Raw genomic sequence first — 24,949 nt, 5'->3', positions numbered from 1 at the left:
GACAGCCATGGCCCCGATTGTTATATCGGGGCCATAACAACGTCGTCGAATTACTTGGTTCCGACGAGATCCACTACGAAGATCAATGCTTCATTAGGACCGATGGCACCTGGGGCGCCACGCTCACCGTAGGCAAGGTTGGACGGAATATCTAGGCGGCGACGACCGCCAACCTTCATACCCAGCAGGCCCTGATCCCAACCCTGGATGACCATACCGACTCCAACTGGGAAGTCCAAGGTCTCGCCACGGTTCCATGAGGAATCAAATTCCTCGCCGGTGGACCAGGCAACACCAACATAGTGTGCCTGAACGGTGGTGCCAGGAGTAACTTCAGCGCCGGTTCCCTCGACCAGGTCGGTGATGACCAGTTCTTCAGGAGCGTCGGTGCCTGGGAAGTCGATTTCCGGCTTGGTGCGGTCGTAGTTGCGTTCTCCGAACGACATAGTCACGGCCTTTCTCAGTCGTGGTTAAGACGATTACTTGCTGTCAGCAGCAGTAACTGATTCCAATTCTACGTAAAATACCAGTGGTCCGGTTGGCGAACCGTTGCTCGAGGTATTTCCATAAGCCTTATCGGCTGGGATGGTCAGCAGAACCTTAGAACCGGCCTTCAGACCAGTCATGCCCTCGGTCCAGCCCTTGATCACCTGATCAAGTGAGAATTCGGTGGAATCCTTGCCGAAGTTGCCGTCGAATTCCTTACCGTCTGCCCAGGTAACACCCGAGTACTTGGCCTTGACCTTAGAGGTAGCGGTGGCTGCTTCGCCCTTACCCTCTTCAAGGACGTCTACTGCCAAATCTTTAGGAGCTTCAGTGTCCTTAGGAATGGTGATGGTCGGCTTGTCGTCGGTGACCTTGACGGTAGGAAGCTTGCCTTCCTTCTTCTGCTTGGCGACGTCATCCTTGCTCATGGTGCCGCTGGCAGTGGTGCTGTCTTCAACATGCAAGACGATGATGCGTTCAGCCTTGGCGCCTTCTGCAGGTTCTGCGACCGAACCATCAGCCTGCTGAGTGCCTTCAACGGTGGAGTAAGCGATCCAGTCGCCTACCTTAGAGTCTGACAAACGCTCGTAGAGCTCCGGCATCTGCTCCTTCATCGTGTCATCAACCGTCATGTCGGTCGCTGCACCAGTGAAGTTTTCGCCAGCGGACAACCCGTCAATCGCCTTGTACAGGCCCGACTTGATTGAAACAGTATCGCCAGGGTTAACGTCAGCGCCGTCGCCCTTCTTGATATTTACTGCCTCGTCCTTGTCCGTGACAAATGGAGTATCGAAGGAAACCTCAGGTGCCGTCTTGTCGTCGGCTGCTGGCTTGACCGAAATCTTGGACAAATCTGAAGAGGAACCTGAACCGCAAGCTGCTAAGGCTAGAACCGAAGCGGTTGCGCACAATGCCAATACTTTTCGCACGAATCTACTTTCGTTGAAATCAAAAAATGAAAATTTACTCAGATACTCGCTCTGCAAGTATCAAACTCACTGCCTACCACCCTAGGTAGGGTAGCTGTGAAAAGTCTTTCCGCCCGCTGGTTACGCTCGCTGACTCATCAAGTCAATAAGCCTATCCACTTCAGGGTCGTTGACCGCAAATGGATCCTTACACAGCACTATTCCCCCGGGTTCATCCTCATATTTCATGTGAACCCAGTCGGCGCTGTAACGGCGTCCGTTGGCACGTGCTGCGCGAATGAATTTGCTCCGAATCGCAGCGCGTGTCGTTGCAGGTGGGTTCTCCACTGCCTGACGAATCTCGGCATCACTAACCACACTATTGGCCAGTCCCCGGCGTTTAAGCAGGTGGAAAAGACCGCGTGCAGGGTCAATATCGTGATAGGTCAGATTCAGCTGAGCTAGTCGCGAGGATGAAAGCTCCAGAGAGTTCTTCTGAGCGTACCCCATCAAGAGTTTGTGCTTGATGGCCCAATCAATGTCTTTGTCGATCAATGAATAATTCTGAGTCTCAATGGCGGTCAGTGTCCGCTCCCAGAGCTCAAGAACTGTATCCACTTGATCATGGTGGGCGCCGTGGCGTGCCACAAATTCTTTGACTGACTCAAAAAGGATCCACTGAATTTGCAGTGCAGTCGGCTCGTCGCCACCCATCAGCCTGACGACGGTTTTTCCGTCAAAATCATGGGAAATCTGACGGATCGAACGAATCGGATTTTCAAGGCGAAGGTCATGATAAATTTCGCCAGATTCAATGAGCCGAAGCACAAGATCGGTGGCACCAATCTTAAGCAACTGCGTTGTCTCACTCATGCTTGAATCGCCCACGATGACGTGCAAGCGACGATGGTACTCAGCATCGGCATGTGGCTCGTCACGGGTATTAATGATGGGGCGAGAACGGGTGGTCGCTGAGGACACACCTTCCCACATGTGATCGGCACGTTGAGAGAAGACAAACTTTGTCTGATCGTCTTCGGTGATCAGGTGCCCTGCACCGCAGAGCAACTGCCTAGTAACCAAGAACGGAATGAGCATGTCGGCTAGGCGCTTAAACTCGATCTTCCGAGGAATCAGATAGTTCTCATGGCAACCGTAAGAATTACCAGCCGAATCAACGTTGTTCTTGAACATGTAGATCCGGCCTTCGTGGCCTTCTTCTAGCAGCTGGTCCTCGGCCTGATCTACCAAATCAAGCATGAACGCTTCGCCGGCACGGTCATGGGCAATTAGCTGCTTGAGCTGATCGCATTCGGCCGTGGCATATTCAGGGTGTGAGCCGACATCCAGATACAGTCGTGACCCGTTTTCGAGAAAAACGTTCGAGCTTCTCCCCCAGTTCACCACTGGCTTAAATAAGTGCCTGGCGGCATCTTCTGGGGTCAGCCGACGTCCGTCCGATGGGACATAGGTCAGTCCGAATTCGGTTTCAAGACCGAAAATTCTGCGATCCACGCGTGGTTACTTCCCCTCGACTGCACAGTTACTTGGAGTTGATGACAGATGAGCTATGCCCCATGGGCATTAAGGCTCTACTGACCACCCTTTTGCACAAAACCGCGAACAAATTCTTCGGCGTTAGATTCAAGAACCGAGTCAATCTCATCAAGCAGGTCATCGACCCCAGCGGACTGAGCGTTGGTATTTACCTGAATCTGTTCAGTTTCCTGCGACTGATTCTGAGTTGAACGGCGAGCTGAGAAGCTTTCCTGAGTCATTACTATCTCCTAAAATCTTGAATCTCGACTAAGACCTGAGACTCATGTCTATTCTGCGCTGTTTAGCGACGACGAGCTAATTCATCAATAAAATCTGAAATCTGCAACTGCGCATCAAACAAGTCGCCCACGCTCTCTCGCGTTCCGTACAGCGGCTCAGCCATATGGAAACGACTAATCTGCCGAGCGCCTGGAACTGCGAAAGACAATGCATCCCAGTTCGCGGCAATCACATACGGGGCATACCGTTGCAGGGCCATTCCACGCAGATATGCGCGGGTGTCTTCCGGCGGGTTAGTTACTGCTTGATTGATTTGTTCTTGGCTAAACAGGGTTTGCATCGCGCCTCTGGCTGCCATTCGGTAATACAGACCCTTGTCGGTGCGCAAGTCAGCCCACTGTAGATCCATCATTGCGACTCTAGGGTCAGCCAATGACAACTGGTGACGTTGGGTAAACCCGTTGATGAGCTTGTACTTGGCAATCCAATCGACCTGATCCGCGGCTAAAAATGGATCACGCTCAAGGAGCTCAAGAATATTTTCCCAGCGCTCCAAGATTTCGGCAGTGTCTGGATCGTCGATTCCACGCTCGGTGCAATACCTTTGACTGGCTTCTAGATAGAGTCGCTGAATCTCAATGGCGGTGAGTTCACGTCCACCTCGGAGCCTGACCTTTGCCTTCAGGCTAGGGTCGTGGCTAATTTGCTGAAGTGCGTCAACTGGTTCGGCCAGTTCTAGATCCGGAGCCATATTTGCTTCAATCAGCGAGAGCACCAGATTGGTTGTTCCAACTCGAAGCAACGTTGAAATTTGGCCGAGGTTCGCGTCACCAATGATCACATGCAGTCGACGATATTTGTCCCAGTTTGCATGGGGCTCATCGCGGGTATTGATAATTGGACGGTTGATGGTCGTTTCTAGACCGACTTCAGCTTCAAAGAAGTCGGCACGTTGCGAGATCTGAAAGGCGGGTTTTTGCCCAAGCATGCCCTGCCCTACTCGTCCGGAACCGCAGAAGATTTGTCGGCTGGCGAAGAACGGGGTCAGACCTTTGACAATGGAGGAGAATTCGACCTCGCGAGGAACGAGATAGTTCTCGTGCGAACCGTAGGAAACGGACTTGTTATCAGTGTTGTTCTTGTAGAGCAACAGTTCACCGCCACCTAAGCGTTGCGCCGTCACTGCCGCGCGTCGCATCACCTCATCGCCGGCTTGATCCCACAAGACTGCCGCACGTGGAGTTAAGGATTCAGGGCTGGAGTACTCGGGGTGCGCGTGGTCCACATAGAGCCTTGCTCCATTGCCAAGAACCATGTTCATGACAACTTCGGTGGAATCTTTCTCTTGGTACAGAGTTGACCCTACGCGCGCATCATTTCCATCTAAAGCGATGGACTCGGCAGTCCAGATCCCAGGCTCGTCCAAACCCGGTTCAGCGTCGGTGAGCTGGCTTGGATGTGCCTGATCTCGGTCCATGGCAAAACCACGGGCATCCTGCAATGGGGATTCGTCGGCATAGTCCCAACGGGCTGCTGTGGCACTTGTGCTCTGCTCGGCAACTAACTGCGCATAGGCATCAACAATCTGCGCCGAAAGCACCGTGGCATTGGCCTTGGGCATCTGCGGGCGAATAATGCCGTATTCGGTTTCTAGCCCTACTAGGCGGCGTGCACTCATGAGGCGGCCTGGTGGTTAACCAAAGAGCGAATGTTGCTAATTCGCTCCCCCTTGCGTCCTGAAATTCTGGCCCAGTCATCCGGGTTGGTGGTGTTTGGCATGTCCTCGTGTTCAGCAAATTCTTCGCGAACCGCACGCAACAGGTACTCCATTTTCAGACCGCGTTCGCCCGAGGTTATCAGTGCCTTGATGGCATGCTTTTTTGCTCGGTCAACGATGTTGTGAATCACTGCGCCCGAGGCAAAGTCCTTGAAGTAAAGAATCTCGCTGTCGCCGGTCACGTAGGTGACCTCTAGGAATTCGTTGATCCGCTCCGTTGAATACATCGCGGACACCGTTGAATCAATCATCCGGCGGATGGTCGCTGATGCATCGCCTGAGTCAGCTGACAGTTCGGTCTGATGCAATGGAAGCTTGGTGGTTAGATACTTGCTGAAGATCTCTGTCGCACCAGCTGCATCGGGGCGCCGAATCTTGATCTTCACGTCCAATCTACCTGGACGCAAAATGGCTGGGTCGATCATGTCTTCACGGTTCGAGGCACCGATAACAATGACGTTATCCAGGCGTTCAACACCGTCAATTTCTGCCAGCAGCTGCGGAACAATAGTGGTCTCGACATCCGAAGAGACACCTGTACCGCGGGTACGGAATAACGCTTCCATTTCGTCAAAGAAGACAACAACTGGATCGCCATGCAGAGCCTTTTCACGGGCCCTGGCGAAGATCAACCGGATATGACGCTCGGTCTCGCCCACGTACTTATCTAGAAGCTCTGGCCCCTTGATGTTCAAGAAGTAACTGCGGGTACTGTTGCCCTCTTTACGCTCCAACACACGCTGGGACAGCGAGTGTGCCACAGCCTTGGCAATCAGCGTCTTACCGCAGCCTGGAGGCCCGTATAGCAGGATTCCCTTAGGCGCGCTCAACCCGTGTTCGCGGTACAGCTCTGGGTGAGTGAAGGGCAATTCGACCGAGTCTTTGATGGCCTCGATTTGCGAGTTCAGACCACCGATATCGGAGTAGGCAATCTCCGGAACTTCTTCAAGAACCAGTGACTGCATGTCGGTCAGCTGCACGCGACTAACCGCCATGCCACTGCGTGAGTCAACGGTGAGCTGGTCACCAACCCGCAAATGCGTTTTGCGCAACGGGTCCGCTAGTTCGATAACGCGTTGGTCATCGGCTCGTGCCATGACCACGGCCAGATTATCGTCCAACAGTTCCTTGACGGTGACCAGTTCGCCGGTTTCTTCAAAACCTAAGGCAGCTACAACAACCAGCGCTTCGTTAAGCAAAACTTGCTGGCCGATAAGCACTGAGTCGAAGTCCATCAAGGGACTAACGGCGACTCGCATTTTGCGTCCAGAATAGACAACGTCAACGCCTTGGGCACCCGTTGACTCAATTCCTTGACCTGCTTCGGGGTGTTTACGTGGGTGCTTGGCTACGACCGTGCCATAGCTGAACGGGGTGTCCCCATCTCTTTCCAACGCGGACTTTAGGGTAATGATCTGCTCACGCGTAGTCTCCAGCAGTGCAACCAGTCGCTGGTTATTGCCGCTAAGCCCGGAAAGTTGCTTGTCGAGATTGCGATTCTTATCGCGCAGTACATTAACTTGGCGTTCGGTCATTTGCAGACGCTCGGCCATTTGTTCTGTCTCGTGATGTTCGTTCACGTTCCAACTCCCAACTTGCAACGTCGCTGGCTATCAAAGCAACAGCGAGGCTTTCCGGTGCTTGGCGCACCGTCTTGTATCCATCCTAAGAACTTCGGGCCCCGAGTGCAGAACACTCAGGGCCCGAAGTCACATACTGAGACGCATTGTCTCAGTATGTGAAAGTATTGCTAGTTAGTCGTCTGCTGATTCTTCTGAATTCAGGGATTCACGCACACGAACAGCCTGATGGGCATCCCGATTGGCACGACGCAACTTCTTATCGGAGATTCCACGCTCGCCTAGTGCCTCAGCACTCCACTGCTGCTCATCATGATCTCGAGTCCAAGCGCTCAAATCTTCAGAAGAGTACGAGTGCTCCTTGATGCGCTTAGCCTTTGGAATCGCATCAGTGGAATCTGCTAATCGGCGGCAGGTGATCAAGAATGCCGTGTGTGCCACCATGCGGTGATCCGGACGAACAGCCAGACCATCAACGTGCCATCCGCGGACCAGGGTTTCGAAGCACTCAGGCTCAGTGAACTGCCCGGAAGAACGAATAGCCTCAACCACACGCGACATCTGAGTCACCGAAGAAACATAGTTGGTCCATACGCCACCAGGAGCAAGAACAGTGGCCACAGCTTCAAGGCATTCCCATGGGCTGAGCATATCCAGCACCACACGATCAACGCTGGCTGGCTCTTCAAGTTCAACTACTTTGTCTTGGAAATCGCCGATGGAGATTTTCCACGAAGGGTGGTCCCCGCCAAAAACGGTCGAGACGTTACCGCGAGCAATATCTGCAAATTCTTCGCGTCGTTCAAAAGAGTGCAGGTAACCATCATCGCCCACCGCGCGCAGTAGCGAAATGGACAGTGCGCCAGATCCTACGCCGGCCTCCACCACGCGTGCACCCGGGAAGATGTCACCAAACTGGACAATTTGAGCAGCATCCTTGGGGTAAACCACCGTGGCGCCGCGTGGCATGGAGAGCACAAAATCCTTGGCCAGTGGGCGTAGCGCTTGGTATCGAAAACCATCGATGTTCTCAATAACCGAGCCCTCGGGCAAGCCGATAATGGCCTCATGCGGGAGCATACCCTTATGCGTATGGAACTCACCACCGGTTTGCAAGGTGATGGTGTTGATTCGACGCTTCTCGTCGGTCAACTGCACGCGGTCGCCTACGCGGAATGGTCCACGTCGGGCTGCCGCACCATGGGGTGCCGGGCTGATGGCTTCGCTCACTGGAGTGATCCTTTTCTTAATGCTCTATACAGTCTTTAAAAGTTTACTTGCGTCGGCCGGTAACGGCTTTGACGATATCGCGCTGGTGCAGCAGTCCTACAACCTGCCCCTGGGCGTTGATGACCGCGTACTCTGCAGAGTCAACGCTTGCTAGGTAGTCGATCAATGCTCGGCCATCCGACTCCTCGGACACGATGGCTCCTTGGCCCAGGGCCCTGGAGACCGCCAGAGCGGGGACCGTCGTAGCGTTCGCTGGGTCAACACGCGAAAGAGCTTGAATATCCACGACTCCCACCGGCATGCCTTTGGCATCAACAAGGATAATGGAGCCTTCGCGTTGATTCTGCCGCGTCAGTACGTCGGAGACCATGGCCTGGGAGACCATGGCCGAGGCCGGGCTCATAAGATCTGAGGCGATCACGGTGGGAAGGTTCAGCATCATCTTGGAGTGGGCAATCAACGAAGTTGTGGCCTGCCACATGAAGATTGCCACCATCAGCCCAACCACCGCGGTGATGATTTGAACTTCTTGTCCGCGAAGGTACGGATAAACCACGAAGAAGAAGACCACGCCGATCGCAATCACACGACCTACCCAGCTTGAAGCGATAGTGCCTTTGAACTGGGACCCGGTGGCTTTCCAAACAATCGACTCAACAAGCCGTCCACCATCGAGTGGAAGGCCTGGCAAAGCGTTAAAGGCACCGAGCAACAGGTTCGCGTAGACAAAGAAGTCCAAAAGAAGTTTGGCGTAGACGTTCAATTCGAGATTCTCAAGAACCAACCAGCCGGTGCCAGCTAGGACAAAGTTCGAGACAGGTCCCGATAGTGCTACCCAGAGGGAGGCGCCAGGCTTAGCCTTGAACGAACCAAATTGGGTGTGACCGCCCATCAGGGTGAGCACAATGTGGGCATCTGGCCATTTGAAGGCCCGCGCCGTCATGGCGTGGGCGACCTCATGGATCAATACCGCAAGGGCGATGACCACAGCGCACGCAAAACCCATCAGGTAGGCGTTCAGGGCCGGGATCCATTGGCTCCGAGACAGCTGCAGTCCCACCGAAATGGTGATCACAGCGGTGATAATGAACCACGAGCTCGAAAGATATACCGGAACCCCGCCAATACGGCCGAGTTTAATTCCGGGAGCTTGTTCTGAAGATTCGCTCACGCGCTAACCTGCACCAACCATCGAGTCATTTCTGCTACGTCTACGTTTTCTAGGCTATCTACACGGCGCCAGTTGCCGTCGCCTGGATCAATGGCGTTAGGGATCAGTACAGCATGCAGCCCTGCAGCCGAAGCCGAAGCGATACCGGGTACTGAATCCTCAAATCCGATGCACTTTTCAGCGTCAAGGCTTTGGTCCAGCGCTTCACCAAGGAGTTCAAGTCCACGAAGGTAGGGTTCCGGATTGGGTTTGCCCTTGCTGACTTCTTCGCCAGTTACGGAGGTAAGAAAAGTGTCTTTTGGCAGTTGTTCCAATAGCTCGTTGACAATGCTGCGCTCAGACATGGTGACCAAAGCTTGCGGAATTCCCGCTTGATTGCAGGCCGTCAGCAATTCGCGGGCCCCGGGGCGCCAAGGAATTTCACGCTTGAGGCCGGCGATCACCTGGGCACTGAGCAGATCGATAATCTGACGTACATCAAGTTTCACGCCAGCTTCTTGGAGAACGCGAGCCGAGTTAGGAAGCGCACTGCCAACTAACGACAAGCCCTGTTCTTCACTCCATTGCCCACCATGTGCGGTCACCAGTTCTTCCTCGGCAGCGATCCAATAAGGTTCGGTGTCAATCAAGGTGCCGTCCATATCCCAGAGGACCGCTTGCGGTGTTCTGGGGTGTGAGCCGGAATTAAAGTCAAAACTGGTGCTTGGCATGAGTCCATTCTAGATGGAAGAGTGGGGCTAAGCCGCTTCGGCAAGCCACGCCGTGGGCTAGAACGCTGGATAGGAGTTTGCATTGACCAAGGATTTCCACACCCCAACGCTGAATACTTATGTTGCCCAGAGTGAGCATGAGATTCGCCCCACTATCGTCGTGGCGGCCTTTGAAGGATGGAATGATGCCGGTTCAGCTGCCAGCGATGCGGTGCGCTTATTACTCGAAGAGAACACGTTTGAGCTGATCGCCACCATCGGTGAAGACGACTTTTACGACTACCAGTTCTCCCGTCCCAAGACTCGACGCACCGATCAAGGTGCAGTGGTGGAATGGCCACGCACTGAAATATTTAAGGTAACGCTTCCGCAAGCTGCCGCAGACCTATTGGTCGTAATAGGCGTGGAACCTACTTTTAAGTGGAAAAACTTCTGTGCACAAATCGTAGACATAGCTCAAGAACATAATGCGCAGGCGATTTTGACGCTTGGAGCATTATTGGCTGATGTTCCGCATACTCGCCCGGTCCCGACGTCCCTGAGCAGCGACGATGTCCGGTTCCAGGAGTATTTCAAAGTAGATCCTTCGGATTATGAAGGTCCCACCGGAATACCTTCTATCTTGGGTATTGAATTTCAGCGTCGCCAGATCCCTTGTCTCTCCCTCTGGTCCCAGCTCTCGCACTATGTGGCCCAGTCCCCTAGCCCTCGGGTGCAGCTGGCATTCATTGAAATACTCGAAGAGTTGCTGCCCATCACCGTGGCAGATCAACAACTACGCGAAGATGCCCTGGCGTGGAAGCATGGCGTTGATGAGCTGGCCGCGGCGGATCCCGATGTGGCCAAGTACGTGAAGCAGCTCGAAGAGGCTACCGATACCAGCAATCTTCCTGAAGCTAGCGGTGAATCAATCGCTCGAGAGTTCGAACGCTACTTGCGCCGACGAGGAAAGTACCGTCCAGATGGATCAGGGACCGACTTCGAATTCTGAAGTCGATCCCTGCAATGATCATCCGATCATCTACGTACTGCGTTGTGGCCTAAAGCTTGAGGCCTAGCAGCGCGTCGATACCCTCGCGCAACAGCTGAGCGCCGTCGTTGGAAGTACCGGCAGGCTGTGCAGCCCACTGATCGATAGCATCCAATGCGCCAGGAGCGTCGAGGTCGTTCGCCATGTGGGACCGAATGCTGTCCAGCAGCGTTGTAGCTTCGTGCTGCGAAGTGGTTTCCAGACGCTCGCGCCAGGAAGCCACACGCTCTTGAGCGGTAGCGAGCAGGTCATCGGTCCAGAACCAATCGGTACGGTAGTGCTGTGAGAGCAGTACCGCACGAATTGCCACTGGCTCAACGCCAGCTGCACGGAGCTTTGAAACGAGGACTAGGTTGCCCAGAGACTTGCTCATTTTTTCTCCGTCCAAGCCGACCATGCCGGTGTGAACGTAGGTTTGAGCTAGCTCGTGGTGGTCGCCGGCGGCAGCGTGAGCGGCAGAGAATTCGTGGTGAGGGAAGATCAAATCTGATCCGCCACCCTGAACAGTGAATGGTGCTGGCAAGGTCTTGCGAGCAATCACCGAACACTCAATGTGCCATCCCGGGCGCCCGGTACCTAGCTTTGCGCCGTCCCACGACGGCTCACCTTCGCGAGCCGCGCGCCACAGCAGTGGATCCAGCGAATCGCGCTTACCAACACGCTGCGGGTCGCCACCTCGTTCGGCGAAGAAGCCAAGCATAGTTTCGCGGTCGTAGTTGGAAACCGAACCTAACTTCCAGGCGTCGTTCTGTGCAGCATAGGTGTCGAAGTAGATGTCGCCTTCAACACCGTCCGGGCCCGCTGGCACCTTGTAGGCCAGATCCGACTCAAGCAGCTGCTCAACTACAGGTACCAACCAGCTGATTGACTCCACTGCGCCAATGTAGTTCTGCGGAGGAATGACGTTCAGCGCTTCCATGTCATCGCGGAAGAGCTGAACTTGTTCCTCGGCTAGATCGCGCCAGTCAACGCCAGTAGCTTCTGCGCGTTCTAGCAGTGGATCGTCAACGTCGGTGATGTTCTGCGAGTAGGCAACGCTACGACCGCTATCGAGCCAGGTGCGGTGCACCAGGTCGAAGGTGACATAGGTGGAAGCATGGCCCATATGGGTCGCGTCATACGGGGTGATCCCGCAGACGTACATGCTTGCATCGGCCTTGGCAGCGTCCGCGGATGCGGTGGCCTGCAGGTTACCGGTGGCGGTGTTAAAAAGTTCCAGTATTGGTGCTGAACCAACCACCTGAGGTACCTCAGGGTTTTTCCACGCGTGCACTGATGTACGTCCTTTCGCAGATGCGACGATTTTGTTCCTTTAAGTCCAAGTGAAGCAGGACTAGGTTTATTCCCGTTAACGCAGAGATGTCCGTGAAGCGTTCCACGGACATCTCCAATTATGCAGATTATGCGTTGATCAGGCCGAAGCCCAAAGCAACAAAGAGTACTAGACCCAGCAAGATGCGGTACCAGACGAAGAACCGGTACGAGTGGGTGGAGACAAACTTCAAGAACCAACCGACAATAAAGAAACCAACAACGAAGGCAATGGCCGTAGCCAAGCCGGTCTGGCCAAGGCTATAAACGCCTGGCTCATCGAAGGTCTTCACCAATTTGTATAGACCAGAGGCATAGACCGCTGGGATAGCCAAGAGGAACGAGTAGCGGGCTGCCGCTTCACGGGTGTATCCCATGAGCAAACCTGCGGTGATCGTTCCACCAGAGCGCGAGACGCCTGGAATCAGCGCCATAGCCTGGGCAAGACCATAAAGGATGCCGTGCTTGACGGTAAGATCCTCCAAGCCCTGCTTCTGCTTGCCGTAGTGGTCGGCGATTGCCAAGAAGAGACCAAAGACAACCAGCGTGGTCGCTACAATCCACAGCGAACGGAAGTTCGAATCGATGTAGTCTTCGAGCAAGATTCCCAAAACTGCAATGGGGATGGAGCCGACAATAATCAGCCAGCCCATTTTGGCGTCGGGATCCGAATGCGGAACCTTACCGACCAGTGCCTTGCACCAGGCGCCGATGATGCGCACAATGTCTCGCCAGAAGAACAAGATCACTGCGGTTTCGGTACCAAGCTGGGTGATAGCCGTAAAGGCTGCACCGGGGTCTTGGGCGTTGGGTAGGAGTTCACCAACGATACGGAGGTGCGCTGAGGACGAGATCGGGAGGAACTCGGTCAGGCCCTGGATCAATCCGAGGAATGCTGCTTCAAACCAATTCACCCCTTGACATTACTTCACTGCCAACGAGGATCGTGTCTAAAAAACACGATTGGGGCGAAATTCACCCCGTGGTCGTACTCACTGATCGTCTGAAGGTATGGTGAAAGGCAAAAGTTCGGAATACTGGTCATAGAGAGCGTCTTCGTAGTCTTCGAAGGCATCCGCGAGTACACCAAATGCAGCATCAACGGAAGATTCGGCGGCGCCACGACTCTGCGAGACAACAGCCAGATGCTGCTCAAGCCGGGCAATCAATGATTGCAGTGCAAAACTGGGATCAGTGCTCATGGCATTACGCTACAACGCAAAGGGTTCTTTAGATAGGGGGCAAGGTGCTTCAAGAAATAATTAAGCCATCGCTACATCATTCCGATGAACAGCGCTTCGAATATTTGGTGATCACGTCGTTCCCCACCGAACCAGTGCACCTAGCCCGCGCGGCGCTACGCGAGCATGCTGACAACGGCAAATGGGAGCTCATGCGCACATGCCGTTACGAGGGCGGGGCGTACAAGTATTGGCTACGCCGCAGGGTTATGCGCATTCGAAGTACCCTGCCACCCATGAACTAGCTCTCTAGCGGGCCAACGAGCCAAGAAGCAACGGTGTTGGCAGCGGAGGCAGCATTAGAGGGGTGATACCAGCTGGCTTGAACGTCGCGGTACAGTCTTTCGAATTCTGATCCTCGGAAATATCCCCCGCCACCAACGAGCTGTCCAAGGACCTGAACATTCTCCCGCGCACTCGCACCAGCAATAGTGCGTAACGTGACCAGCTTCGGGAACCATTCTTCGCGGTGGTCCACCTTAGAATCCAAATCGCCAGCCACTGAGCGCTGTAGCGCGTCTAAGGAAATTAGGCGCATGGCCGCATCAGCTAGTAGCCCGCGAGATCGAACGTCCTGTGAGTACTTTGTTCCGTCGTGACGAACTTTTTTGTTCAGCGTTTCTTGCGCCATGCTCACAGCCCGGTCAGCGATACCCACATAAACGCTTGCGGTCAGCGTCAGGAATGAGGCGAAAATTCCAAAGACGAGCAAGTCTGAGTTGGGACCGATGGGAAGTCGGCTGTGAACCCATTCTTCAGGTGCCACGGCATCGCGCAGTTTAGTTGTGTGTGATTGACTCGCTCGCATACCTAGGGTGTTCCAATCCCCCAGGGATTCAACGCCTTGGCCCTTAGCTACGAAGCCATGCACCAATTCATTGTTCGCTTCATCCTTGCCGAATACGCCTAGGCGGGTAAATGCCGGTGAGAGTGAAGTGAAAATCTTGATTCCATTAAAGGTCACCGATCCGTCTGCTTCACTGACGGCGCTGGTCTTGGAATCAAAAAGCACCGAGTCGTTGCCTGGCTCCGAAATTCCGAAGGCCATCACCTCGCCTTGAGCAATCCAGTTAGTCACCATCTGTAGGCGCGTATCGCCTCGTGCCGAAAGAAGATAGGCAACACCAGCCCAAACCTGGTGCATGTTAATGGCCAAGGCGGTTGCTGGTGCGGCGGTGGCAAGCCGGCGTTGTGCTAGGGCAAGCTGCTCAAAATTCCATCCCAGTCCCCCATCTTGAACTGGGATCAAGGCCTTGAGATATCCCAGGGAAACTAACTCTTCAAAGTCCTCGGTGCAGAACGTATTCTCTGCATCGTATTTTGTGGCGCGTTCCCGGAATCGTTCGAGCAACTGCTCCGATAGGACTGACTCAATTGACAACTAACTTCTCCTGAAACTTATTGATGAGTGAGGCGCGAAAGCATTAGTAGCTACGCAAGAGGTTCTCCAGAACCCGGACGCCAAACTTGATCGAATCTACTGGGACTCGTTCGTCTACGCCGTGGAACATTCCCGTGAAGTCCAGTTCCGGTGGAAGTTGTAGCGGCGCAAAACCGTATCCGGTAATGCCTAGGGTCGCCAGCCATTTGTTGTCGGTTCCTCCCGAGAGCATGTACGGCAGAACGATAGCTTCAGGATCTTCATCCAACAAAGACTTCACCATGCTGTCCACGAGGTTTCCGGCAAACGGTACTTCTAAGGAATCTTGTTCATGCACCATGGAGAGCTCAACCCGGTCTCCTGCCAGCTCGCGCAAGGTAGCCAATGTTGCTTCATGTTCTTCCGGTAACGTGCGGCAATCGATGAGAGCTTCAGCTTGTCCGGGGATGACATTGTGTTTGTATCCTGCTTGCAAGGCTGATGGGTTGGCCGTGTTTTGCAACGTTGCGCCGACAAACCGGGAGACGTTTCCCATGGCTTCAAGCAGTGGCTGCGGGTTGGCGGGATCAAATTCCAAACCGGTCAGTTCAGCGACTTGTTCCATCAACGACGTGGTGGTCTTCGTATAGGACAACGGCCATTGATACTCGCCAATACGATGAACCGCTGCGGCCAAGCTGGTCACCGCATTGTCAGCGTTAATCTGCGATCCGTGACCTGCCATTCCTTGTGCAGTGAGCTTGAGCCACGCGATGCCCTTTTCTGCTGTTTGCAGCATGTAGGCTCGGCGACCATTGATGTCTACAGAGAATCCGCCAACCTCACTAATCGCTTCTTCGGCGCCGGCAAACAGGTCCGGATGATTTTTTACCATCCAACCCGCACCGTAGTCTCCGCCAGCTTCTTCGTCAGCAAAGAAAGCGATAATGAGGTCTCGACGTGGAGTGAGATTTTCACGGTGTAGATGAAGGATTGCAGCAATGATCATGGCATCCATGTTTTTCATGTCCACTGCCCCGCGGCCCCAAATCATTGAGTCAATGATCTCGGCCCCAAATGGGTCAACGCTCCAGTCTTCAGCAATGGCTGGAACAACGTCGAGGTGCCCATGAACAATCAGTGCTGGCAGCGTTGAATCGGTTCCAGGGATACGCAGAACTACGTTGGCCCTGCCCGGCACTGACTCGTAAATCTTTGCTTCTAGTCCTACAGCTTCGAAACGCCGCACTGCGTATTGGGCGGCTTCAAGTTCTCCGGCGCCTTTATTGCCACCAAAGTTGGTTGTATCAATTCTGATCAGATCTCGACAGATGTCTATAGCTTCTTGTTCCATACGTTCAATGGCAGTAGCAGTAGTCATCGGGCAAGTACCTTTCGCAGCTGTTATTTTAGTAACCACCCTAGTGCGCAGAACTCAATTCGTCGCTGGTAGAGCGAATGAAACACTTATCCGTGTAATTGTTCGTAGGCTTCGCGGGCGCCGGGGTGTAATCGTTGGCCCGCGGTGCTAATTAAGGTCTCAGCGGTCAGGTTTTGAATTCCTGCGCTGCCTGACGGGATGAGCACAGTTGACCGTGTGGCAAGCATCTTGACGATTGCTGAAGCAGTCTTGTTGGGTAGATCCGTACGGGTCATCAGTAGGTTGCTCACACCAATGGTGTTGACCTCTGCAACGCCTGGATAGGTGTTTTTAGGAATCAGCACTTGGTCGTACAGGCCCGGGTCGGCCTCACGTAATTTAGGTAGAACTGCTGAAACGTCGAGGAGTCTTAGCTTCCGCTCGCTGGCTAATTTTGTCAGTGCCGTCACTGGCATTCCTCCGAAGAGGAACAGTGCGTCAATCTTTCCTTGACCTAGCGCGTGAATCCCAGCGCTATATCCAAGCTTGGTTTCCACGGGCGGTTGATCAACGTCTTTGAGACCCGATGCCTTCAAAATTCGTTGTCCGGTTACCCATGTTCCGGACCCTGGTGCCCCTGTCCCGATTCTCTTGTCGGCCAGTTCTGCAAGCGTGTTGATCCTGCTATCTGCGTTCACGATGCAATGGAAATAATTTTGATAGATCCTGCCGAGCGCCAATAACTGCTGGTCGACTTCTCTCACGTTATTAAACTGCGCAACGGTGTCAGCTAGACCCAGTGCAAGTTGAGCTTTACCGTCGGCAAGAAGCTGTAGATTCTGGGCTGTTGCCTGCGTCCTGAGAACTTGTGCATCTTCAGCAAGGCCAGCGTCCTCGATGGCCGTGGACAAGAGCTGCGCAAATTCGTAGTACATGCCTCCTTCTTCTCCGGAGGCAATAACCAAGTTTGATGTTGGCCTCGGTGAGCTGCAGGCGCTAAGTACTATCGGTGTGCTCGCCAGCGGAAGACCCAACAGACTCCGAAGAAGCGTGCGTCGCTTTATCCCGTTATTTTCACTCACGCCGGCCCTCCTCCGATGTCGATACGCGCGGTAGGGTTATGGCCGCACGTAGTCCCGAGTCGTGATCCGACGTTAGCTTCAGCTCTCCGAAATTGGCCCTTGCCAAGCGATCGACAATGGCGATACCGAGCCCAGTGCCTGGACTCGTCGTGTCGTTGTTTCCTCGCCAGAACCGTTCGCCAGCGTGTGCGAGGTCGGCTTCACTCATTCCGTTGCCGTGGTCTTCAATGACGATTTCTACAGCGGTAGGAAGTGAATTAACACTCAGCGTAATCAGGGTTCCTGGCGCGTATTTAAAGGCGTTGGATAGCAACTCAGCCAACATTTGTTGCAACTCGAAGCTGTTGCACCACACCATCAGCTCTCCTGCAGGACCTTCCGGAACAGCGGTAGAGAGTTGATTGCCTGATTCGACGGCAGCCAATGATTGCCGTTCGGTTTCTTCAACAACTATTTGCCACACGTTGATCTGTTCGGGTTGTCGCTGAACCTCTGGCAGTGGCCCTTCGGCTCCTTGTTCATTAAGCCGATGTTCTGCCGTAGCGAGTCGAAGCACCCCATCCAATAAGGCCTCCACTCGCGAAAGCTCCAACTCGACTAGTTTCAAACCCGCAATATCTTCGTCTTTAGATAGACGTAGGTTCAGCAGATCTACGCGAAGTCGCAAGGCTGCTACGGGGTTGCGCAGTTGATGCGAAGTTTCTGCAATCAGTTCTCGTTGTTGTTGCAAACTTGTCGCCATGGTTTGTGCCATCAGGCTGACCGAACGGGACAACTTGCGTAGTTCCGGTGGCCCTTCTTCTTCCATGGTGACCGGACGTTGAGTCTTGGATAGTAGTTGAACGGCATCGTCAAGGTGGTGAACAGGACGCAATACCCAAGTGGTGAGACGGTCGGCCACAAGCAGGAATCCGGCACCGATGCTCAGTGTAATCAGCACAAGAACTGTCGATATATGCAGAACCCGCAATCGTGCGTGTTCAAGGTTCACCTGCATCGTCACTGATCCCAGCACCTGCGCTGAATTTCCAAAGGGTCGCGTGATCAACGTCTGAGTTTTAGAGAAGGGGCTAATCTCGGAAATTTTGCTTTGTTCTAAGTTGAGTCCGGCGGCGTAAACAGCTTCTTGAACTTGGGAATTGTTCGGGTCTATACCTCCAGAAACAAGTCGTTTCCCATCCCGAATGATCAGCAGGCCTTCCCCATAAAGTTCGGAGTAGGTGTCCATTTCAATCTGCAACATGTTCAATTCGTCGTTGCTTTGCGCTTGGGATGAAAGCTGGACGAACCGGTTGAGCGACGCCAACCTGTTAACTTGGACATCTGCAGTCACATCTCGACTAGCGCTTTGCACAAGCACTACGCAAAGCAGCACCACAATTACACTAATGAGCGCTCCGAACACTCCGAGTACCCTGAACCTCACGAGTTAGGTACTTCAAGGCGATAACCAACACCACGCACATTGATGATCATCCCCGGGCTCGCCAATTTTGACCGCAGTCCCGTTAGATGCACATCCAACGAGCGTGAAACGGCTAAGAACGCATCACCCCAGAGCTGATCAAGGATCTGTTCGCGAGTCACCACAGAACCAGTATGCTGTGCCAGCAGATGCAAGAGGTCAAACTCCTTGGCAGTCAGGCCAAGGCTGCGCCCCAAGAGCGTGGCCTCATGCTTATCTAGGTCGATCAGTAGCGGTCCGGCAACTATGCGCTGTGACGAGATTCCCTGGCTCGCCTTGGAGCGACGAGCTACCGCTTCAATTCTCGCCAAGAGAACGCTGAGCCCTACAGGTTTGATGAGAAAGTCATCAGCGCCTTGCCGTAGTCCACGAACCACACTTCGTTCATCATCTTGGGCGGTAAGAATGATGACCGGCACGTCGCTCACCAGTCGGAGTTTGCGCAGGACTTCGAGCCCATGAATATCAGGCAGACCAAGGTCTAGGAGAATCAGCTCAGCTTGTTGGTGCCGCAAGAGTGCGTCGGCCCCATTTGCCACATGATTGGCTTGATGCCCAGAAGCTGTGACTGCGTCGGTGAGCGCGTTCGCTAGGGCTTGGTCGTCTTCGACGATCAATAGCTGCACGGCACCACCCTTGGCGTTCAGAGACGAGGATTGAATCCTCCATGACCTGTCAATTCTAGCAAGCTGACGGGCTCAAATCCTTTTTGAGCTCCCCAAATCCTAAGAAAGTGTAAGTAGTTGCACTTCAGTTTGCGAGTAACGTAAATCACTACCAGTATGGATAACGATCTCCTGCGCTTGTGGCACGCATCACTGTCGATGGAAGCCGAAGCGACTCGCACTGTGACCAAAGGAAAGACTTCATGAGCGAAAGCACCCAGGCGCCCGGCGCCTCATTAGAAAGCGACGGACCTCCGCGCTGGAAGATTATTGGCCCCGGACTGGTTGTTGCCGCCACGGGCGTTGGCGCAGCCGACATGGTCGCCACCCTTGTTGCCGGTAGCCAATACGGCTACGCATTACTTTGGGCGGTCATCCTCGGTGTCATCTTAAAGATTGTCTTGGTTGAAGGCGCAGGGCGTTACACCCTAGCGACCGGCAAGACCATCTTTGAAGGATGGAAGACCCTGGGCAAATGGACTACCTGGTACTTCGGCCCGTACATCATCATTTGGGGATTTGTATACGGTGCTACCGCCATGAGTTCGGCAGCACTACCGTTGGCAGCGCTCATGCCTGCTATCGATTTGAAGATCTGGGCCGTACTGATGGGCCTGCTCGGTTTTGTGATGGTCTGGTTCGGCCGCTATCAGTTCTTCGAAAAAATTACCGCGGTGCTCGTGGGCATCATGTTTGTGACCGTTGTTGGTCTTGCGGTCATCGCCGTACCGAACGTGCCCAATATGCTCAAGGGCCTCATTCCGATGATCCCTGCTGGTGGCGTGGTCTACACCTTGGCCCTGGCCGGCGGCGTCGGCGGAACGATCACCCTGGCAGCATACGGCTACTGGCTGCGCGAAAAGGGCTGGTACTCCCCTAGATGGATGCGCGTGATGCGCATTGATAATTCAATGGCCTACGTGATGACCGGTATCTTCGTGATTGCCATGTTGATCGTTGGCGCCGAAGTAGTTCAGTCCGCGGGCGTCGCCATCACCGGTGGCGACGAAGGGCTGCTGGATCTATCAGAAGTTCTACGCCAGAAGTACGGCGTTCTGGTAGGCAACGGATTCCTCGTTGGATTCTGGGCTGCTTCCTTCTCCTCGATCATCGGCGTGTGGAACGGCGTATCGCTGATGTTCGCTGACTTCTGGGGCCACATGCGTAAGCGTCCGGCCAATCACCCAGACACGATGACCGGCGGCAAGTACTTCAAGTTCTACGTCCTCTGGCTTACGTTCCCACCGATGGTGCTATTCCTTTTGGACAAGCCGATTGCACTGATCCTTGCTTACGGTGTCCTGGGCGCATTGTTCATGCCATTCCTGGCCGTGACGCTTCTGGGATTGCTTAATGGCAAGCGAATTCCCAAGCAGTGGGCCAACCGTTGGCACACTAATACCGCTCTGGCTATCACTGCCGCGTTGTTCATCATTCTCGGCATTCAGCAGCTTTATAAGTCACTGTCTCCATTGTGGGCCGGATAAACTTTTCAACTATTTCGCTAAGCCGTCGATTCATGCGCAACATTGGCATGGGCCGACGGCTTAGGCCCTTAAGCTGAGGTAATGAGCATCAAAAAAATCGGAATCCTTGGGGCAGGCCGCGCCGGCACAGCATTAGCCAGAGCAGCGGCCTCCAGCGGAATTGATGTGAACATTGCCGGGTCTCGTCCTCCACGGATGATGAAATACCATTTGGCGCAGTATGCCCCTAAGGCCGTTGCAGTTTCGGCCGAAGACGTCGCTAACGACGTGGAATTGGTTGTATTCATGGTGCCCCAAGAAGAACTGGACGAGGTGGACCCCGATATCCCTTCAGGCTCCCTGCTCGTGGATGCAACCAACCGCTGGCAAGATGAGCCACTACCGCAATGGTTCGAAGACTCACTATCGCGGGGCCTGTCCAGCTCTGAAGCAGTGGCAGAGCGCTTCGCGCAGGCACGCCTCGTCAAAGCGCTGAATCACATTAGCCATTGGGATTTGGATGCAGACAGCGTGGCAAAAGCGACTTCTCAGCGCGCCCTTGGCACGGCTTCCAACAATGCTCAAGACGCTAAAGTCGTTGCCAGCCTCATTGAGCAGCTCGGGTTCTTTCCGGTAATCCTTTCAAGCCTAGCTGAAGGCAAGCACCTAGAGCCCGGCGGAGAGATTTTTAATGAAGTTCTGGGCGTGGATGAGCTAACGCGCAGACTCACCGGAAAAATTGGCCGTTGAGGCGACAAAAACCCCACTTCACTAGGTCAGCAATGCAAATATCATGTGACGCTTGACACTGAAATGCTAGAAATTCTCCTTAACGGACTACTCAGCCCATGATTTTCCGCGAGTTCACGGGAATTTTCAGCACATTTGGCGCAGAGTTGCCCGATTGGAAAACATCGGCAGGGGATGGTAATGTTTTACTTCGTTGCCAGCGATAACAACGCGAACAACGAATAACCTGCGCGGGTGGCGGAATAGGTAGACGCGCTAGCTTGAGGTGCTAGTCCTCGAAAGAGGGTAGGGGTTCAAGTCCCCTTTCGCGCACAGGTAGAAATCCCGGTTGACTACGGTCAATCGGGATTTCTTTTTTTCATGGTTCTGAGGATCCAGGGTTATCCACCAAGCAGGCGCTGCTGGCCTATGATTTGAACGTGTCTTCTACCGCTGAATCAGCCGCACCGTCCGACCACGGCTTCCTCACCGTCAATGACGGTCATCGCTTGTATTGGCAAGAATTCGGCGCCCCTGATGGAATACCAGCGTTGCACCTACACGGCGGGCCGGGCGGCACATTAGGCTCTTCGGGTTATCGTCATCGATGGGATCTGAGCCGCACACGTCTGGTGGGTTTTGAGCAACGTGGTTGTGGGCGTTCCACGCCGTCCGCCTCAAATCCGCATGTCCTTGCTGATGATTTCACCACCCAGAAGTTCATCGACGACATTGAAGCGCTTCGTATTTATCTGGGTATTGAGCAGTGGATCATCAACGGCGTTTCTTGGGGCTCCACACTGGCTTTAGCCTATGCTCTGGCCCATCCGAATCGAGTTCGTGGTCTCGTACTGTTCGCGGTGACAACCACCAGCCAAAGCGAAATCCAATGGATCTCCGAAGGGGTCGGTTCGATCTTCCCTGAAGCGTGGGATCGGCTCTCAACGTTCGCCGGGGCGCATGTGCCGCACTACCGATCAGGAACAATCAGCTTAGTGGAGGCGTATGCCGCGATGCTCTGGTCAGCGGACACAGATCTTCGTGATCAGGCATCCGATGAATGGGCGCTGTGGGAAGATACCCATATCTCGCTGGGCCACAAAGAAGTCACGCGCGATCCCCGATGGAATGATTCAGAATTCAGACACACGATGACCCGGCTAACCACGCATTTCTGGGCCAACGATGGGTTCTGCCATCCTCCGATCTTGGAAAACTTGGGCCGCATCCAACATATTCCAGCAGTCTTCATCCATGGTCGATACGACGTCTCAAGCCCAGTGAGCACTGCATGGAAACTGCATCAAGGTTGGGCTCATTCGGAACTGATAATCGCCGCAAGGGATGCACACGGAGGCGAAGAAATGGTGCAGCTCTGGACTGCTGCCAATCTGAAAATGATCAATAGCGCTTCTTGATAGCATCAAGACGGATCTTTGACGGAAAATTTCGGTCACTCCCCTACTCTTCTGGAGCCACAAACTATGCGTATAGCCATGCTTTCCTTGCATACTTCGCCGATGCAACAACCTGGCTCAGGCGATGCCGGTGGCATGAACGTCTATATTCAGAATCTCTCCTTCGCATTAGGCGCCTTGGGTCATGAGGTGCACATGATCACGCGCACCGCGAGCGAATCTGAATCCGTTCAGGTTGGTGAAGGTGTCTGGATGCATCAAATTCAAATCGCTGCCGGGCAGGAGTTGTCCAAAGAAGAACTGCCCTCGATTATTGATCCGTCGATTAGCGCCATCACAGAACATCTGCACGGGCTGAAGATCAACATTGTTCACGCGCATTACTGGCTATCGGGCATGGTGGGCATGCGCCTGGCAAAACAATGGTCTGTTCCACTCGTAGTTTCGATGCACACCTCAGCTGCAGCCAAGGAACATGAATCAGGAATAGCGGAACCTGAAAATCGAAAAATTGCCGAAGAACAGTTGCTACTAGAGTGCTCACGCATTATTGCCAATACCCCTGTTGAGGCGAATCAGCTAGAGCGATTCTATTCAGTCGATTCCCACAAACTCGACGTAGTTCTGCCCGGCGTTAACCACCGCGTCTTCCACCCAAACCAAGACAAGCTGCAGCGACCGCTGGGTGAAGACGACCTGCATCTAGTTTATGCAGGGCGCATGCAACGGCTGAAGGGTGCCCACCTCTTACTTCAGGCAATTGGTGAGGCCAAACGACAAGCTCCAAACCTGCGTATCACCGCTTCGATCTTCGGCTCCCTATCCGGATCCTCAGACTACGATTTGAAATCGATAGTGAGCACTGAAGGCCTACAAGACGCGGTCCGTTTTTATGATCCGTTGGAGCCAAACAAACTCGCTCTCGCCTTTGCCAACGCTGATGTTGTTGCTGTGCCCTCCCTCTCGGAGACTTTTGGTCTGGTGGCGGCGGAGGCTCAAGCATGCGGAACACCAGTGATAGCTAACGCCGTGGGAGGGTTGGCCTATGCGGTCAACAACAACGTCTCTGGATGGCTAATGGCCGAACCTGAGGTAAAGCTTTGGGCACAAAAGCTTATCGAACTTGCCGGAAACCCAGAGTTGATCACGCTTGCTGGGCACGGCGCTCTGGAACATTCCGGATTGTTCACCTGGGAACGAGCAGGTGTCGCCACGCTGGCCAGTTATCGCCAGGCGCAATCACAATTTCAGCGATAATCAGCAACAAGCTCTGGTCTCCAACTCACGTATTGGTCAGTCAGAGACCAGAGCTTTTCTCATCAGTGACTAGTCGTCGCTAGTTCCAGTTCGAAGTGCGGCTTACCCTTTCGAGCATGCCAAGCATTAACCACATATCCCGTTGAATTTCGTTCAAAAGCCAGGTCTACCGTTGCAGGTAGAACCACCGGAGTTTTGAACTCAATGTTCCACGAATAGTCGCCAGAGCTGGGTTCAATCCCACCTAAGGCACGAGCGGCCAGATAGATTCCATGAGCGATGGCACTTGGCATTCCCAAGGCCTTCGCGCTCAACGCGGAAAGGTGAATTGGGTTGTAGTCCCCCGCCACCTTCGCCCAGCGCCTACCGGTGCCACTATCAAGTTTCCACTGAGCAGTACGCACTGGGGCAACGAACTCTGGATGCTCTGTTGCCACCGGTTGAGATTCAGGGAGTTTAACTCCCTTAGCTAAGAACGTGCTGCGCAAGAGCATGCGGTCTTGGCCTTCAACAACAATTCGAATCACCAAATCGCAAGTGGCCCCCTTGGCATGAGCGGTGAGATTCTCACTGTGCACCTCAATATCAAAGGCTTCCTCTTCGCCCAGAGGCTGGTTAACCCTGACCTGATTGCTCAGGTGGATCATCCCTAACAGCGGCAATGGAAAGTCGTTACGCAGCATCAAGGACATGGCTAGCGGGAATGCTAACGAATGCACATAGAGGCTGGGCAGAACCGTGTTCATTGGTGCATTCACCGCCTTGCGGAACTCGGTGAGCTTCGCCGGATCCGCCTTGGCACCTTGATACACCAACACGGTCTGCGGGAGTTGAGGGTTTTTTGGCTTACGTCCCAAAGTTTTCACGGCTTTGGTATACACCGAAGCCATCGAAGGAATCTCAGAAACGATCAATGCACTCACC

At 53.9% G+C, this 24,949-nt stretch carries 24 protein-coding genes and 1 tRNA gene; 7 read left to right on the top strand and 18 right to left on the bottom strand.

Annotated features, from left to right (window positions below):
• Nucleotides 1-50: 50 nt before the first annotated feature.
• The 9 genes from ACT3RW_RS07845 to ACT3RW_RS07805 all read right to left on the bottom strand — a co-directional run bounded on the left by ACT3RW_RS07845 (nucleotide 51) and on the right by ACT3RW_RS07805 (nucleotide 9,641).
• On the bottom strand, nucleotides 51-446 hold the full coding sequence (locus tag ACT3RW_RS07845) for an FKBP-type peptidyl-prolyl cis-trans isomerase (protein ID WP_131088188.1): 396 nt from the start codon (nucleotides 444-446) through the stop codon (nucleotides 51-53).
• A 33-nt stretch (nucleotides 447-479) separates the two neighbouring features.
• Nucleotides 480-1,415 (bottom strand): FKBP-type peptidyl-prolyl cis-trans isomerase, encoded by a 936-nt coding sequence (locus ACT3RW_RS07840; RefSeq protein WP_131088187.1) that lies wholly within the window; start codon nucleotides 1,413-1,415, stop codon nucleotides 480-482.
• A gap of 120 nt (nucleotides 1,416-1,535) precedes the next feature.
• The gene (gene pafA / locus ACT3RW_RS07835; protein WP_444613380.1) at nucleotides 1,536-2,909 is read right to left on the bottom strand and encodes a Pup--protein ligase; all 1,374 of its coding nucleotides are present in this window, start codon (nucleotides 2,907-2,909) and stop codon (nucleotides 1,536-1,538) included.
• A 77-nt stretch (nucleotides 2,910-2,986) separates the two neighbouring features.
• Nucleotides 2,987-3,172: a ubiquitin-like protein Pup gene (locus tag ACT3RW_RS07830; protein ID WP_131088185.1), complete on the bottom strand. Its 186-nt coding sequence runs from the start codon at nucleotides 3,170-3,172 to the stop codon at nucleotides 2,987-2,989.
• A 62-nt stretch (nucleotides 3,173-3,234) separates the two neighbouring features.
• On the bottom strand, nucleotides 3,235-4,851 hold the full coding sequence (gene dop, locus ACT3RW_RS07825; RefSeq protein ID WP_262197794.1) for a depupylase/deamidase Dop: 1,617 nt from the start codon (nucleotides 4,849-4,851) through the stop codon (nucleotides 3,235-3,237).
• Nucleotides 4,848-6,503, bottom strand: coding sequence for a proteasome ATPase (arc, locus tag ACT3RW_RS07820; protein ID WP_131089762.1), 1,656 nt, complete (start codon nucleotides 6,501-6,503; stop codon nucleotides 4,848-4,850). The genes dop and arc overlap by 4 nt, the downstream gene beginning before the upstream one ends.
• Before the next feature lie 201 nt (nucleotides 6,504-6,704).
• Nucleotides 6,705-7,760, bottom strand: a complete 1,056-nt coding sequence (locus ACT3RW_RS07815; RefSeq protein WP_131088183.1) for a tRNA (adenine-N1)-methyltransferase — start codon at nucleotides 7,758-7,760, stop codon at nucleotides 6,705-6,707.
• A gap of 43 nt (nucleotides 7,761-7,803) precedes the next feature.
• The gene (locus tag ACT3RW_RS07810; RefSeq protein WP_444613379.1) at nucleotides 7,804-8,931 is read right to left on the bottom strand and encodes a site-2 protease family protein; all 1,128 of its coding nucleotides are present in this window, start codon (nucleotides 8,929-8,931) and stop codon (nucleotides 7,804-7,806) included.
• Nucleotides 8,928-9,641, bottom strand: a complete 714-nt coding sequence (locus tag ACT3RW_RS07805) for an HAD family hydrolase (protein WP_444613378.1) — start codon at nucleotides 9,639-9,641, stop codon at nucleotides 8,928-8,930. The genes ACT3RW_RS07810 and ACT3RW_RS07805 overlap by 4 nt, the downstream gene beginning before the upstream one ends.
• Before the next feature lie 82 nt (nucleotides 9,642-9,723).
• On the opposite strand from ACT3RW_RS07805, the gene ACT3RW_RS07800 reads away from it, so the two are divergent.
• Nucleotides 9,724-10,632 carry a proteasome assembly chaperone family protein gene (locus ACT3RW_RS07800; protein WP_444613377.1) on the top strand — a complete coding sequence of 303 codons (909 nt, stop codon included), beginning with the start codon at nucleotides 9,724-9,726 and terminating at the stop codon, nucleotides 10,630-10,632.
• A gap of 49 nt (nucleotides 10,633-10,681) precedes the next feature.
• Here the strand turns inward: ACT3RW_RS07800 and mshC are convergent, their stop codons facing one another.
• The 3 genes from mshC to ACT3RW_RS07785 form a co-directional block, all read right to left on the bottom strand.
• Entirely contained in the window at nucleotides 10,682-11,944 is a 1,263-nt protein-coding gene (gene mshC / locus ACT3RW_RS07795; protein WP_131088179.1) for a cysteine--1-D-myo-inosityl 2-amino-2-deoxy-alpha-D-glucopyranoside ligase, read from the bottom strand.
• 127 nt (nucleotides 11,945-12,071) lie between these two features.
• Nucleotides 12,072-12,896, bottom strand: coding sequence for an undecaprenyl-diphosphate phosphatase (locus tag ACT3RW_RS07790; protein WP_262197797.1), 825 nt, complete (start codon nucleotides 12,894-12,896; stop codon nucleotides 12,072-12,074).
• A 78-nt stretch (nucleotides 12,897-12,974) separates the two neighbouring features.
• Entirely contained in the window at nucleotides 12,975-13,184 is a 210-nt protein-coding gene (locus tag ACT3RW_RS07785) for a hypothetical protein (protein WP_262197798.1), read from the bottom strand.
• A gap of 44 nt (nucleotides 13,185-13,228) precedes the next feature.
• On the opposite strand from ACT3RW_RS07785, the gene ACT3RW_RS07780 reads away from it, so the two are divergent.
• Entirely contained in the window at nucleotides 13,229-13,468 is a 240-nt protein-coding gene (locus tag ACT3RW_RS07780) for a DUF5703 family protein (protein ID WP_131088176.1), read from the top strand.
• On the opposite strand, the gene ACT3RW_RS07775 is transcribed toward ACT3RW_RS07780, so the two are convergent.
• From ACT3RW_RS07775 to ACT3RW_RS07755, 5 genes are all read right to left on the bottom strand, one after another.
• Nucleotides 13,465-14,604, bottom strand: a complete 1,140-nt coding sequence (locus ACT3RW_RS07775) for an acyl-CoA dehydrogenase family protein (protein ID WP_444613376.1) — start codon at nucleotides 14,602-14,604, stop codon at nucleotides 13,465-13,467. The genes ACT3RW_RS07780 and ACT3RW_RS07775 overlap by 4 nt on opposite strands.
• A gap of 43 nt (nucleotides 14,605-14,647) precedes the next feature.
• Nucleotides 14,648-15,964, bottom strand: coding sequence for a M20/M25/M40 family metallo-hydrolase (locus tag ACT3RW_RS07770; RefSeq protein WP_444613375.1), 1,317 nt, complete (start codon nucleotides 15,962-15,964; stop codon nucleotides 14,648-14,650).
• An 86-nt stretch (nucleotides 15,965-16,050) separates the two neighbouring features.
• Nucleotides 16,051-17,025: a TAXI family TRAP transporter solute-binding subunit gene (locus ACT3RW_RS07765; RefSeq protein WP_444613374.1), complete on the bottom strand. Its 975-nt coding sequence runs from the start codon at nucleotides 17,023-17,025 to the stop codon at nucleotides 16,051-16,053.
• Nucleotides 17,018-18,268 carry a sensor histidine kinase gene (locus ACT3RW_RS07760; RefSeq protein ID WP_444613373.1) on the bottom strand — a complete coding sequence of 417 codons (1,251 nt, stop codon included), beginning with the start codon at nucleotides 18,266-18,268 and terminating at the stop codon, nucleotides 17,018-17,020. The genes ACT3RW_RS07765 and ACT3RW_RS07760 overlap by 8 nt, the downstream gene beginning before the upstream one ends.
• 179 nt (nucleotides 18,269-18,447) lie before the next feature.
• Entirely contained in the window at nucleotides 18,448-19,116 is a 669-nt protein-coding gene (locus tag ACT3RW_RS07755) for a response regulator transcription factor (RefSeq protein WP_131088171.1), read from the bottom strand.
• A 242-nt stretch (nucleotides 19,117-19,358) separates the two neighbouring features.
• On the opposite strand from ACT3RW_RS07755, the gene ACT3RW_RS07750 reads away from it, so the two are divergent.
• From ACT3RW_RS07750 to ACT3RW_RS07730, 5 genes are all read left to right on the top strand, one after another.
• On the top strand, nucleotides 19,359-20,642 hold the full coding sequence (locus ACT3RW_RS07750; RefSeq protein ID WP_131088170.1) for an Nramp family divalent metal transporter: 1,284 nt from the start codon (nucleotides 19,359-19,361) through the stop codon (nucleotides 20,640-20,642).
• An 81-nt stretch (nucleotides 20,643-20,723) separates the two neighbouring features.
• Nucleotides 20,724-21,371 (top strand): NADPH-dependent F420 reductase, encoded by a 648-nt coding sequence (locus tag ACT3RW_RS07745; protein ID WP_444613372.1) that lies wholly within the window; start codon nucleotides 20,724-20,726, stop codon nucleotides 21,369-21,371.
• A gap of 228 nt (nucleotides 21,372-21,599) precedes the next feature.
• A tRNA-Leu gene (locus ACT3RW_RS07740) sits at nucleotides 21,600-21,683 on the top strand.
• A gap of 107 nt (nucleotides 21,684-21,790) precedes the next feature.
• The gene (locus ACT3RW_RS07735) at nucleotides 21,791-22,768 is read left to right on the top strand and encodes an alpha/beta fold hydrolase (protein WP_444613371.1); all 978 of its coding nucleotides are present in this window, start codon (nucleotides 21,791-21,793) and stop codon (nucleotides 22,766-22,768) included.
• 66 nt (nucleotides 22,769-22,834) lie between these two features.
• On the top strand, nucleotides 22,835-24,025 hold the full coding sequence (locus ACT3RW_RS07730) for a glycosyltransferase (protein ID WP_444613370.1): 1,191 nt from the start codon (nucleotides 22,835-22,837) through the stop codon (nucleotides 24,023-24,025).
• A 62-nt stretch (nucleotides 24,026-24,087) separates the two neighbouring features.
• Here ACT3RW_RS07730 and ACT3RW_RS07725 read toward each other — a convergent pair whose 3' ends face one another.
• Nucleotides 24,088-24,948: a MaoC family dehydratase gene (locus ACT3RW_RS07725; RefSeq protein WP_444613369.1), complete on the bottom strand. Its 861-nt coding sequence runs from the start codon at nucleotides 24,946-24,948 to the stop codon at nucleotides 24,088-24,090.
• Nucleotide 24,949: the final 1 nt, after the last annotated feature.

This window comes from Glutamicibacter sp. AOP5-A2-18 (assembly GCF_052446055.1).
Lineage (GTDB): Bacteria > Actinomycetota > Actinomycetes > Actinomycetales > Micrococcaceae > Glutamicibacter.
Note: the sequence above shows the minus strand (reverse complement) of the source record. Positions and strands in the feature narration are given on the sequence as shown.